The 11,762-nt window shown below is 73.9% G+C and carries 13 protein-coding genes; 10 read left to right on the forward strand and 3 right to left on the reverse strand.

What is annotated here, in order from left to right:
* The 3 genes from GXW76_RS23030 to GXW76_RS23040 all read left to right on the forward strand — a co-directional run.
* A partial coding sequence (locus GXW76_RS23030) for a S1C family serine protease (RefSeq protein ID WP_211864485.1) occupies window positions 1–688 on the forward strand: 688 nt, incomplete at its 5' end.
* Between the two features lie 104 nt (window positions 689–792).
* On the forward strand, window positions 793–1,989 hold the full coding sequence (locus tag GXW76_RS23035) for a patatin-like phospholipase family protein (RefSeq protein WP_211864486.1): 1,197 nt from the start codon (window positions 793–795) through the stop codon (window positions 1,987–1,989).
* A 153-nt stretch (window positions 1,990–2,142) separates the two neighbouring features.
* A complete protein-coding gene (locus GXW76_RS23040) occupies window positions 2,143–2,292 on the forward strand; it encodes a peptide chain release factor 1 (RefSeq protein WP_211864487.1) in 150 nt (49 codons plus the stop codon).
* A gap of 6 nt (window positions 2,293–2,298) precedes the next feature.
* On the opposite strand, the gene GXW76_RS23045 is transcribed toward GXW76_RS23040, so the two are convergent.
* From GXW76_RS23045 to gloB, 3 genes are read right to left on the reverse strand one after another with little or no spacing between them, the layout of a single operon-like run.
* Window positions 2,299–2,766 (reverse strand): cupin domain-containing protein, encoded by a 468-nt coding sequence (locus GXW76_RS23045; RefSeq protein ID WP_211864488.1) that lies wholly within the window; start codon window positions 2,764–2,766, stop codon window positions 2,299–2,301.
* Window positions 2,766–3,365, reverse strand: coding sequence for a glutathione S-transferase family protein (locus GXW76_RS23050; RefSeq protein WP_211864489.1), 600 nt, complete (start codon window positions 3,363–3,365; stop codon window positions 2,766–2,768). The genes GXW76_RS23045 and GXW76_RS23050 overlap by 1 nt, the downstream gene beginning before the upstream one ends.
* A gap of 25 nt (window positions 3,366–3,390) precedes the next feature.
* On the reverse strand, window positions 3,391–4,116 hold the full coding sequence (gene gloB, locus GXW76_RS23055) for a hydroxyacylglutathione hydrolase (RefSeq protein WP_211864490.1): 726 nt from the start codon (window positions 4,114–4,116) through the stop codon (window positions 3,391–3,393).
* Between the two features lie 60 nt (window positions 4,117–4,176).
* Here gloB and GXW76_RS23060 point away from each other — a divergent pair, with 60 nt between their 5' ends.
* The 7 genes from GXW76_RS23060 to GXW76_RS23090 all read left to right on the forward strand — a co-directional run.
* Window positions 4,177–4,872 carry a class I SAM-dependent methyltransferase gene (locus GXW76_RS23060; RefSeq protein WP_211864491.1) on the forward strand — a complete coding sequence of 232 codons (696 nt, stop codon included), beginning with the start codon at window positions 4,177–4,179 and terminating at the stop codon, window positions 4,870–4,872.
* Between the two features lie 273 nt (window positions 4,873–5,145).
* Window positions 5,146–7,590, forward strand: coding sequence for an ATP-dependent helicase HrpB (gene hrpB, locus GXW76_RS23065; RefSeq protein ID WP_211864492.1), 2,445 nt, complete (start codon window positions 5,146–5,148; stop codon window positions 7,588–7,590).
* Window positions 7,591–7,622: 32 nt separating this feature from the next.
* Complete coding sequence (locus GXW76_RS23070; RefSeq protein ID WP_338151025.1) at window positions 7,623–8,705, forward strand: trypsin-like peptidase domain-containing protein; 1,083 nt, start codon at window positions 7,623–7,625, stop codon at window positions 8,703–8,705.
* Window positions 8,706–8,710: 5 nt separating this feature from the next.
* Window positions 8,711–9,391: a winged helix-turn-helix domain-containing protein gene (locus GXW76_RS23075; RefSeq protein ID WP_211864493.1), complete on the forward strand. Its 681-nt coding sequence runs from the start codon at window positions 8,711–8,713 to the stop codon at window positions 9,389–9,391.
* An 8-nt stretch (window positions 9,392–9,399) separates the two neighbouring features.
* Window positions 9,400–10,809 carry a sensor histidine kinase gene (locus tag GXW76_RS23080; RefSeq protein WP_211864494.1) on the forward strand — a complete coding sequence of 470 codons (1,410 nt, stop codon included), beginning with the start codon at window positions 9,400–9,402 and terminating at the stop codon, window positions 10,807–10,809.
* Between the two features lie 34 nt (window positions 10,810–10,843).
* Window positions 10,844–11,149 carry a hypothetical protein gene (locus GXW76_RS23085; protein ID WP_211864495.1) on the forward strand — a complete coding sequence of 102 codons (306 nt, stop codon included), beginning with the start codon at window positions 10,844–10,846 and terminating at the stop codon, window positions 11,147–11,149.
* Between the two features lie 66 nt (window positions 11,150–11,215).
* A partial coding sequence (locus GXW76_RS23090; protein ID WP_211864496.1) for a YbfB/YjiJ family MFS transporter occupies window positions 11,216–11,762 on the forward strand: 547 nt, incomplete at its 3' end.

Genomic DNA, 11,762 nt, shown 5'->3' on the forward strand with positions numbered 1-11,762 from the left:
GGGCAAGCCCGGGGACGGGCGGGAGGCGGTCGCCGAAAGCGCGCCACCGCCGGCCCCGCGCAGGGGACGGCCGATCGGCACCGGGTCGGCCTTCGCGGTCGCGCCGAACGGGCTGGCGATCACGAACGCGCACGTCGTGCAGGGCTGCGGCAGCGTGGTGGACGAGACAGGCCGCGCGGTGCGGATCGTCGCCGCCGACCGCCGCCGCGACCTGGCGCTGATCGATACCGGGCGCAGCTTCGCCTCCATCGTGCACTTCCGGCCGCAGGGCGGCGTGGACCTTGGCGAGACCGTGCTGGTCTTCGGCTATCCGTACGGCCAGGCGCTCGGCACCGGGCTGAACGTGACCAATGGCATCGTCACCGGGCTCTCGGGCCCGGGCGGCGACGATTCCCGCTTCCAGATGAACGCCGCCGTGCAGCCGGGCAATTCCGGCGGGCCGGCGGTGGACGATGCGGGGATGCTGCTCGGCGTCGCGGTGGGGCGGCTGAATGACCTCGCGGTGCTGCGGGCCACGGGCAGCCTGCCGCAGGGCATCAACTTCGCCATCCGCGCGGCGGAGGTGGAACGCTTCCTGGCCCAGAACGGCGTGCGGCCGGAGCGCGGCTCGGCTGCCGCGGGCACCGGCGCGCGGGCGGTTTCCGCGGCGGTGGCGCCGGCGGTCTTCCAGATCCTCTGCCGCAGCTGAGGAGCCGCGGCCCGCTTCCCCTTCGCGCCCGCGCGTGACAGGAGATCGGGCTGGACGATTCGCCGCCGGCCCCGGGCCGGGCGCTCGGGCGCAGGGGGTGGAGGATGGGCGAAGGCGCGCCTGACGCGCGGGAACCCGGCGGGCGGCGGGCGATGCTTGGCCTGGCCGCGCTCGGGCTGGCGGGTGCAGCGAGCGGCTGCGCCACGCCGCCGCGTGGGCAACCCGTGCCGCGACGGTCGGCGGCCGAGGCCACCGTGCTCGGCATCCCGAACGAGCGCTTCCTGATCCCGCAGGGCCTCCCCGCGCTGGTGCGCGAATACGAGGCCGCGCTCGGGCGCCGCCGCCTCCATCGCCGCCGGCAGCCGGACGACCGCTATGCCATGCTCGCTGTCTCCGGCGGCGGGGAGGATGGCGCCTTCGGCGCGGGTGTCCTCTGCGGCTGGTCGGACCATGGCACACGGCCGGAATTCGACCTGGTGACGGGCGTTTCCACCGGCGCGCTGACGGCGCCCTTCGCCTTCCTCGGCCCAGCCTGGGACGGGCCGCTGCGCAGCGTCTATACCGACATCACCCCGGGCGACGTGCTGCGGCAGCGCGGGCTGCTCGCGGCGCTGACGGACGATGCGCTGGCCGACAACGCGCCGCTCTTCGCCACCATCTCCCGCCATCTCGACGCGCGGATGCTGGCGGAGATCGCGCGCGGATACTCCGAGGGCCGGCTGCTGCTGGTCGGCACCGCGAACCTCGACGCGCAACTGCCGGTCACCTGGAACATCGGCGCCATCGCGGCGAGCGGGCATCCGGGCGCGCTCGACCTGGTGCGGCGCATCCTGCTGGCTTCCGCCGCCGTGCCGGGGGCCTTCCCGCCGGTGATGTTCGACGTCACCGTGGGCGGGCAGCGATACCAGGAGATGCATGTGGACGGCGGGGCCTTCACGCAGGTCTTCCTCTACCCGCGCCGCCTGCGGGAGATGCTCCGCGCCGGGCCGGTGCTGCCGGCGCGCGCCTATGTCATCCGCAATGCGCGGCTCGATCCGAACTGGGCGGCGGTGGACCGGCGCATGCTGACCATCGCCGGGCGGGCGATCTCCACCATGATCGCGTCCGGCGGCTACAACGACATCGTGCGCATCTGGACCACCACGCGGCAGGACGGGGTGGACTTCAACCTTGCCTTCATCGGTGAGGATTTTGAGGGCACCTACACCGAGGCCTTCGAGCAGGCCTACATGCGGCGGCTCTTCGCCTATGCCTACGAACGCGCCCGGCGCGGCTACGACTGGGCGAAGCATCCGCCCTGAGCGCCGAGGCGATGCCGGCCAGCCTTCCGGCCGACCCGGCATCGGACGCCTTGTCCTGCGCGCGGCCGCGCCCGCCCCTTGCCCCAGCCTGTCCACCATTCGGACGCTTTTGCCCGCGACAACTGTCCCGAAGGCACGGACAAGGAGGTTCGCATGTCGGACGCCGAGATCGAGCGACGGATGGTGGAGTTGGACCGGCTGCTGAACGACCCGGAGGTGCGGATGGACCCGCACCGGGTCTGGGCGCTGCTGGCCGAACTCAGCCGCGCGGCGCAGCCCGTGTATCTGTCGGGCCGCGCCTGATCGCTTTCAGCCCGGACGTCCCGACCGCGGCGCCGGCCGCCAATCGAGTGGCGCCATCTCGAACCCCGCGAAGTCGAAGGCGGGGCTGACCGTGCAGCCGACCAGGGTCCAGCGCCCGAGCGAAACGGCGCTCTGCCACCACCCCTTCGGCACCAGCGCGAAGGGGCGCTGGTGGCGCGGCAGGTCGGGGCCGAGATGCACCGCTTCCGCATCGTGGCCGTCCGCGCTCATGGACAGCGCGAGCGGCCCGCCGGCGTACCAGTGCCAGGCCTCGGCCGCGTCCACGCGATGCCAATGGCTGAATTCGTCCGCCGCCAGCAGGAAGTAGATCGCCGTGCCGGCGCCGCGCGACCCGTCCGCGGGCGCGTCGCGCCAGATCTCGCGGTAATGGCCGCCCTCGGGGTGCGGCTGCAGGCCGAGGGCGGCGATGACCTGCGCGGCCGTCACCGAAGGGTCGCGCAGGTCGGGCAGCATCAGCCGACGGGAACCGTGTTCGCGACCGGCGGCAGCTTCGACACCTGCACGAACCAGGCCGCGAGCTTCGGATGCGCCTCCCGCCAGGGCTCATGGGCGAAGCGGAAGTCGAGGTAGCCGAGGGCGCAGGCCACCGCGATCTCCCCGACATGCGACAGCGCCTTGGGCGGGTTTTTCTCGAGCACGTCGAGCGCGCGGTCCACCGCGGCCTTCTGCCGTGCGTCGAAGGCCTTGCGACCGTCGTCCTGCGGGTGCGGCATGCTCAGCCGGCGCGCCACCGCGGCGTCGAGGATGCCGTCCGCCGTCGCGTGCATGATCTGCGCCGTGAGCCGCGCGGGCGTGCCGGTCGCCGGGAACAGCGCCGGCGCATCGCCGAGCGTGTCGAGGTATTCGCAGATCACCGGGCTGTCGTAGATCGCCGTTCCGTCGTCGGCGACCAGCGCCGGCACCTTGGACAGCGGGTTGTCCGCCAGCAGTTCCGGCGGGGAGACGTGCGGGTTGGTGCCGACCTTCTCGATGCGGCCGTCGAGCCCGCGCGCGATGGCGCAGGCCATCACCTTGCGGACATAGGGGCTGGCGGCGGAATAATGGAGCTTCATCCTGGATCGTCCCTCGTTGCGCGGTTCAGCGGAAATTGTCCTTGGCGGTACGGATGCGCGCGAGCGTGGCGACATCCTTGGCCCGCATGAACGGGTTGGCGGCGTTCTCCTCGCCGATCGTGGTGGGGACGGTGGGCTTCCCCGCGGCGCGCTGGCGCGCGATCTCGTCGGCGCGGGCGCGCAGGGAGGCGTTCTCCGGCTCCACCGTCAGGGCGAAGCGGGCATTGCTCTCGCTGTATTCATGGCCGCAGCAGACCAGCGTTTCGGGCGGCAGGGCGGCAAGGCGCTGCAGGCTTTCGAACATCTCCGCCGCCGTGCCTTCGAGCAGGCGCCCGCAGCCGAGCGAGAACAGCGTGTCGCCACAGAGCAGGATGGCGCATTCGGGGAAGTGGAAGGCGATGTGGCCGCGCGTGTGCCCGTCGCTCGCCAGTACTTCCGCCGGAACGCCGATCACGTCGATGGACTGGCCGGGCGAGACCGCGACGTCGAGCGGCGGCAGCCGGTGCGCATCCGCCGCCGCGCCGACCACCTTGGCGCCGTAGCGCTTCGCCAGCTCGGCCACGCCCCCGACATGGTCGCCGTGGTGGTGCGTCAGCAGGATGGTGTCGAGCTTGCCGCCCGCCGCATCGATCGCGGCGGCGATCGGCGCCGCCTCCCCCGGGTCGCAGATCGCGACCCGCCCGTCGGGGGCGCGCAGCAGCCAGGCATAGTTGTCGGAAAGACACGGCACGGGGGTCACGATGACGGGCATGGGCGGCGACTCCTGCGGGGGGCCATCCCAACCGGCCCCATCTTTCCCTATATCGACCGCATGAGCGGAGAGGTCCACGGGCCCTGGGAATACTATGCCTCGGCGGCCGGGGCGGCGGCCGGGCGCCTGGTCGCGCAGCGGCTGCGGGCGCTGTGGCCTGCGCTGCCGGGGATGGCGGTGCTCGGCATCGGGCATACCTCGCCGTATCTCGGCCTCTGGCACGCCGAGGCGGCGCGCTGCATCGCCCTGACCCCCGCCCAGTGCGGGCTGCCGCCGCCCGGCAGCAATGCCGGCCTGGTGGCGGAGGAGGATGCGATGCCCTTCCCCGACCTCTGCTTCGACCGCATCCTGATCCTGCACGGGCTGGAGATCGCCGAGAATGCACGCCGCCTGCTGCGTGAGGTGTGGCGCGTGCTCAAGGATGACGGGCGCGTGCTGGTGGTGGCGCCGAACCGGCGCGGCCTCTGGGCCCATGCGGAACACACGCCCTTCGGGCATGGGCAGCCCTACTCGCCGGGGCAGGTGACGCGGCTGCTGACGCGGCACATGTTCCGCGTGGAACGGAAGGACTGCGCCCTGTTCACGCCGCCCTACGTGCCCTTCCTGCAGGCGGCGGGGACCTGGGAAGGGCTCGGGCGGGCGCTGTGGCCGGCGCGGCACGCGGGGCTCGCCATCGTGGAGGCGAAGAAGGACCTGCTGGCGGGGGCGCCCGCAGGGGCGACGGGCGTGAGGCGGCGGGTGCTGGTGCCGGCGTGACCAGCGGGCGCCGCCCCCTGGACCCCCGCCCAAGGCCGAAAGGCCTTGGGGAACCGTGACTTTTTTAGCACTTTAGCATTTTGGGACTTTATCGCCCCGGCACGGCTGCCCCTCGGCGCCAGGCAGTATACTAGGAAAATAGTCCGAACCCCAGCGCCCGATGCCAAGTCATGGTTCCCCAGGGCCTTTCGGCCTTGGGCGGGAGGGTCCGGGAGGGCGGCGCCCTCCCGGCGGGGTATGGGGGCGGCGCCCGCTCCGCTAAACCCTCCGCGCATGTTCCCCGACCTCCCTGTCGCCGAGGCCCTTCCTCCCCTGACCGCCGCCTTGCGCGATGGCTCGAATGCCGTGCTCGTCGCGCCGCCCGGCGCCGGCAAGACGACGCTCGTGCCGCTGGTGCTGAAGGACGAGCCCTGGGCCTTGTCCGGTCGGATCCTCGTCCTCGAGCCGCGTCGCGTCGCCGCGCGGGCCGCCGCGCGGCGGATGGCGGAGATGGTGGGCGAGGCGCAGCCCGGTGGCACGATCGGGCTGGCGACGCGGCTCGATCGCATGGTCTCCGACCGCACGCGGGTGGAGGTGGTGACCGAGGGCCTGCTCGTTCGTCGCCTGCAATCCGACCCGGCGCTGGATGGCGTCGCGGCGGTGCTGTTCGACGAGGCGCATGAGCGCAACCTCGACACCGACCTTGCGCTCGCGCTCTGCCTCGACGTGCAGCGCGCGCTGCGGCCGGAACTGCGCCTGCTGGCCATGTCGGCGACGCTGGACGGGGCGGCCTTCGCCGGATTGCTCGGCGGCGCCCCGGTCATCGAAAGCCTCGGCCGCGCCCACCCCGTGGAGGTGAAGTACCGGGCCCGCGACCTCAAGGATGCGCGCGACCTGCCCGAGGCGATGGCCGGCGCGATCCGCGACGCGCTGCGCGATCATCCCGGCGACGTGCTGGCCTTCCTGCCCGGCTGGGGGGAGATCCGCCGCACGCAGGAACGACTCGCCGGCGTCGACGCGCTGGTGGTGCCGCTGCATGGCGAACTCCCGCCGGCGGAGCAGGACATCGCCCTGAACCCCGCGCCGGGAGGGCGGCGGAAGGTGGTGCTGGCAACCTCCATCGCCGAGACCTCGCTGACCGTGCCCGGCGTGCGCATCGTGGTGGATGGCGGGTTCCGCCGCGCGCCGCGGCTCGATACGTCGAGCGGCCTGTCGCGCCTGGTGACGCTGCGCATCAGCCGCGCGGCGGCGGAACAGCGGGCGGGCCGCGCCGGGCGCCAGGCGCCGGGCGTCGCGATCCGGCTGTGGACGGAGGCGCTGCACCGCGGCCTGCCGCTCGCCGACCGGCCCGAGATCCTGGAGGCGGAGCTCTCCTCCCTGGTGCTGGATTGCGCCGCCTGGGGCGCCGACACGGCGGGGCTGTCCTTCCTCGATCCGCCGCCGGCGGGCACGGTCAAGGCGGCGCGGGCGCTGCTGCGGGACCTCGACGCGCTGGATGGCGAAGGGCGCATCACCGAGACCGGCCGGCGCATGGCGCGGCTCGGCACGCATCCGCGGCTCGCGCGCATGCTGATCGCGGCGGCGGATGACGGGGAACGGGCGCTGGCCGCCGACCTCGCGGCGCTGCTCGAGGAACGCGACCCCATCCGCGGGCGGGAGGCACCGAGCGACGTCCACCTGCGCCTCGACCTGCTGCACGGCCGCGACCGCGCGGATGCGGACGGCGCGACGATCCATCGCATCCGCCGCGCCGCGACGCTGCATCGTCGGCGGCTGCGGGTGCATGGCTCGGTCCATGCGGAAGGCGATGCGGGCGCGCTGCTGGCAGCCGGCTTCCCGGACCGCATCGCGGCGAAGCGGGGCGCCATGGACGGGGCGTTCCGGCTGGCCTCGGGGCAGGGGGCGCGGCTACCGGCGACGGACCCGCTCGCCAAGGCATCGCTGCTGGCGGTGGCGGACCTGGAACTGCAGGGCACGGAAACGCGTATCCGCATGGCCGCGCCGATCGACCGCGCCGTGCTGGAAGCGCGCTTTCCCGAACGCCTGCGGCGGGAGGAAGGCGCCGCCTTCGATGCCCGGGCCGGGGCGGTGGTCGCCCGCCGGCGCCTGATGTTCGGTCCCCTGGTGCTGGAGGAAGCGCCGCTGCCCCATGCCGACCCCGGGGCGGTGGCCGCCGCCCTGGCGGATGCGGCGGCGGAGCGCGGCCTGCGCGACCTCAACTGGACCGATGCCGCGCGCCAGGCCCAGGCCCGCATCCTCTGGATGCGCAAGGTCGAGGGCGAGGCCTGGCCGGATGTCTCGGACGCCGCCCTGTCCGCGACGGTGCGGGATTGGCTGGCGCCGCACCTGCACGGCAGGGCGCGGCTGTCGGAACTCGGCGGGCTGGACGCGACGGCGCTGTTGCTGGAGGCCCTGCCCTGGGACCGTCGCCGCGCGCTCGATGCGGCCCTGCCGGCGCGGGTCCCCCTGCCGGCGGGGCGTTCCGCGGCCATCGACTATGCGCGGGAGGTGCCGGCGCTGGAGGCCCGCGCGCAGCATCTCTTTGGCCTCGCGGCGCTGCCGCCGCTGGCCGGTGGGCGGGTGCCGCTGCAGGTGGCGCTGCTGTCGCCGGCCGGGCGGCCGATCGCCGTGACCGGGGACCTCGCCGGCTTCTGGAAGGGCGCCTGGGCGGAGGTGCGCAAGGAGATGCGCGGCCGCTACCCGAAACATGCCTGGCCGGAGGACCCGGCCGCGGGTTGAACGGGCCGGGGCGCAAGCGCAGATTGCCGAATGTGACCTTCGCCCCAAACCTCCGCGATTCCCCCGTCCTGCCGCGCCGCCTGGCGTTGCTTGTGCCCGTCGCCCTGGCCGCCTGCGCGCGCCCCGCCGCCGCGCAGCGCGGCCTGCCCGACTTCGCCGACCTGGCCGAGCGCGTGCTGCCCGCCGTGGTCAGCATCCAGGTCACCAGCCGCGAGCAATCGACCCTGCCGCCCGAACTGCGCGGCACGCCCTACGAGCGCTACTTCCGCCAGCAGCAGCGCCGCGGCGGCCAACTGGTGCAGGGCGCGGGATCGGGCTTCATCATCGAGCCCGCCGGCATCATCGTCACCAATGGCCATGTCGTGGGCAACGCGACGCGGGTGACGGTGACGACGCATGACGGCACCGAATACGCGGCGCGGGTGATCGGCTCGGACGACCTGACCGACCTCGCGCTGCTGCGGATCACGCCGCGGGGGCAATTGGCCGCGGTCTCGCTCGGCGTCTCGGACAACATGCGGGTGGGGCAGTGGGTGATGGCGGCGGGCAATCCCTTCGGCCTCGGCGGCAGCGTGACCAGCGGGATCATCTCGGCGCGCGGGCGCGACATCGGCGCCGGGCCCTTCGACGACTTCATCCAGACCGATGCCCCGATCAACCCGGGCAATTCCGGCGGGCCGCTGTTCAACATGGCGGGCGAGGTGATCGGCATCAACACGGCGATCTATTCGCCCTCCGGCGCCAGCGCGGGCATCGGCTTCGCGGTGCCGTCGGACCTTGCGCGGCCGGTGGTCGAGGCATTGCTGCGCGGCGGCCGCGTGGACCGCGGCTGGCTCGGCGTGTCGGTTTCCGATGCGGACGAGCAGGGCCGGCGCCAGCGCGGCGCGCTGGTGATGGGCGTGGAGCGCGGCAGCCCCGCCGCCCGCGCCGGGCTCCGCCAGGGTGACCTGGTGGTCGCGATGAACGGCGAAAGGGTGGAGACGAGCCGCGCCCTGGTGCGCAACGTCGCCGGCCTGCCGCCCGGGGAGACGGTGCGCCTGACGCTGATCCGCGGCGGGCGCAACCAGGAGATCGCGGTGCAGATCGGGCGCCGCCCCAACGACAGCCAGGGCTGAGACAGATGCGCATCCTTCTGGTGGAAGACGACGCCGAGGTCGCGCGCTTCGTGCGCAAGGGCCTGCAGGAAGCCGGGCACGTGGTCGAGCACGCGCCGAACGGACGCGACGGCCTGTTCCTCGCCGCGTCGGAACAGTTCGACATCCTGGTGCTGGACCGCATGCTGCCCGGCGGCGTGGACGGGGTGCGGCTGGTGGAGACGCTGCGCGGGCAGGGCAACCGCACGCCGGTGCTGTTCCTCTCCGCGCTGTCCGCGGTGGATGAGCGCGTGAAGGGGTTGCAGGCCGGTGGCGACGACTACCTGGTCAAGCCCTTCGCCTTCGCGGAACTGCTCGCGCGCGTCGAGGCGCTGGGCCGTCGGCCGACCATGGAGGCGCCGGCGACGCGGCTGAAGATCGCCGACCTCGAGATGGACCTGCTCTCCCGCACCGTCACGCGCGGGGGCAAGCGGCTCGAGATCCAGCCGCGCGAGTTCCGCCTGCTCGAGCACCTGCTGCGCCACGCGGGGCAGGTGGTGACGCGCACCATGCTGCTCGAGAAGGTGTGGGACTACCACTTCGACCCGCAGACCAACGTGATCGACGTGCATGTCAGCCGGTTGCGCCAGAAGATCGACAAGGGCTTCGACAAGCCGCTGATCCACACCGTGCGCAACGCCGGCTACATGATCCGCGCCGAGGCCTGAGCGGCCGCATGGGGGGGACGGCGCAGCGCGACCTGCCGGCCGGCTGGGACGCGTTGCTGCGCCTGCTGCGCAGCGCCGGCTTCCGCTTCGCGTTGCTCTTCACCGGCGTCTTCATCGGCGCCTCCGCGCTGTTCGCCGCGGTGCTGTGGTACGCGACGGCGGGCTCGCTGGACCGGCAGACCGCCGTCGCGCTGCGCGCCGACACGCTCGGCCTGATGGAGCGCTGGCGCGAGGGCGGGCCCGGCGCGGTGGCCGAGGCGATCGCCGAACGCCTCGCCGCCGATGTCGAGAACACCGCCATCTACCTGCTGCTCGGCCCGGACCGGCGGCGGCTCGCGGGCAACCTGGACCGCTGGCCGGCCGGCGCGACCGATGACGGGGTCTGGGTCTACGGCATCGTCGAGCGCGAGGGCACGCGGGTGGAGGCGCGCATCCTCGCCCGCGAACTGGGGGAGGATTACTGGCTCGCCGTCGGCCGCGACGTCGAGGAGAAGCAGCGCCTGCGGGAATTGCTGGCCGAGGGCATCGGCTGGTCGGCGCTCGGCGCCCTGGTCTTCGCCCTGGGCGGCGCGGTGGTGCTGCGCCGCGCGCTCGAGAGCCGGCTGCACCCGGCGGTGCAGACCGCCCGCGCCATCGCCGCGGGGGACCTCTCGCACCGCGTGCCGCTGTCGCGGCGGGAGGACGAGTTCGACCGGCTGGGGGAGGGCATGAACGACATGCTCGACCGCATCGACCGGCTCATGGTGGCGGTGCGCGGCGTCTCGGACGCCATCGCGCACGACCTGCGCACGCCGATCGCGCGCGCCCGCGCGAAGCTGGAGGAAGCGCTCGCCGGCAGCGACGACCCCGAGGCGCTGCGCGCGGCGATGGAGCAGGGGATCGCGGACCTCGACCACATCTCCCGCGTCTTCAGCGCGCTGCTGCGCATCGCCGAGGCCGAGGCCGGCGCGCGGCGCGCCGCCTTCGCGCCGATCGACGTGGTGCCGCTCCTCGCCGAGATCGCGGAATTCTACGGTGCGGTGGCCGAGAGCCGCGGCCAGGTGCTCGAGACCGCGCTGCCGCCGTGGCTCGAGCTGGTCGGGGACCGCGACCTGCTGGCCCAGGCGGCGGGCAACCTCGTGGACAATGCGCTGAAGTTCACGCCGGATGGCGGGCGGGTACGGCTTTCCGCCCGCATGCTCGGGCGCGAGCGTATCGAGATCGCGGTGGAGGACAGCGGCCCGGGCCTTGCGCCCGCGGACCGCGCCCGCGCGGGGGAACGCTTCTTCCGCGCCGATGCCTCGCGCGGGACGCCTGGCTCGGGGCTCGGCCTGTCGCTCGTGCAGGCGGTGGCGCGACTGCATGGCGGGGAGCTGGTGCTGCAGGACGCGGACCCGCCGCCCGGGCTTCGCGCGGCCATGCTGCTCGGGGCCGGCTGATGTCCGGCGGTGGCGCAGGCATGAACGCATGGTCATGCGCACGCCACCGCCGGGCGACCAGGCGCCAGCGATACTGGTCAACATGCGTGACCTGGTTTTCGTCCTCCTCATCGCCGGACCGGCCCTGGCCGACGGGGGGGAGCCGGTTGCGCGCGTCACCACCGACAGCCGCGAATACTGCACCGAGCTGGCCGAGCGCCTCGCCACCCTGCCGGCTTCGCGCGCCGAGCCGGCGCGCAGCATCGCCGAGGAAGGGCTGCGGCTCTGCGAGACCGGCTATCCGCGCCTCGGCGTCGCGAAGCTGCGACGGGCGATCCGCGTCGCGCGACCGGGCGAGTAGCGGCCCGCCGCGCACCGGCGGCAGCGACCCCGGCATCCCGCCCCATTGCCCGATGGTGCCGCGCAAATGACGCGGCGGGCCGTGCTGGCCCCGGCGCTGGCGGGGGCGGCGGCGACCTGCTCGGGCATCGGGCTGGCGCGCTTCGCCTATGTGCCGCTGTTTCCCGCCATGGTGGCGGCGGGCTGGGTGGATGGCGCGGGGGGCGGGCTGCTCGGGGCGATCAACCTCACCGGCTATCTGCTGGGTGCGCTGCTGGCGCGGACGGTGGCGCGTGCCTTGTCCGTGCCGCGCGCGCTCGATGCCGGGATGGCGCTGGCGGTCCTGGCGGCGGCGTGCTGCGCGTGGAACGGGGGGCTGGCCTGGCTCGGCCTGTGGCGGGGCCTGGCGGGTGTCGCCGGCGGGATGCTGATGGGCCTGGCCGGGCCGTCGGTGCAGGCGGTGGTGGCGCCGCAGCGGCGTGGCCTTGCGGGGGGTATCGTGCTGCTCGGCGTCGGGTCCGGGGTCACGCTCGGGGCGTTGCTGGTGCCCGCGCTGGTGGGGCAGGGGGTGGCGGGGGCCTGGCTCGGGTTGTCGGGGGCGACGCTGCTGCTCTGGGCGCTGGCGCGGCCGTTCT

It is taken from the genome of Neoroseomonas soli, from assembly GCF_018129065.1.
GTDB lineage: Bacteria > Pseudomonadota > Alphaproteobacteria > Acetobacterales > Acetobacteraceae > Neoroseomonas > Neoroseomonas soli.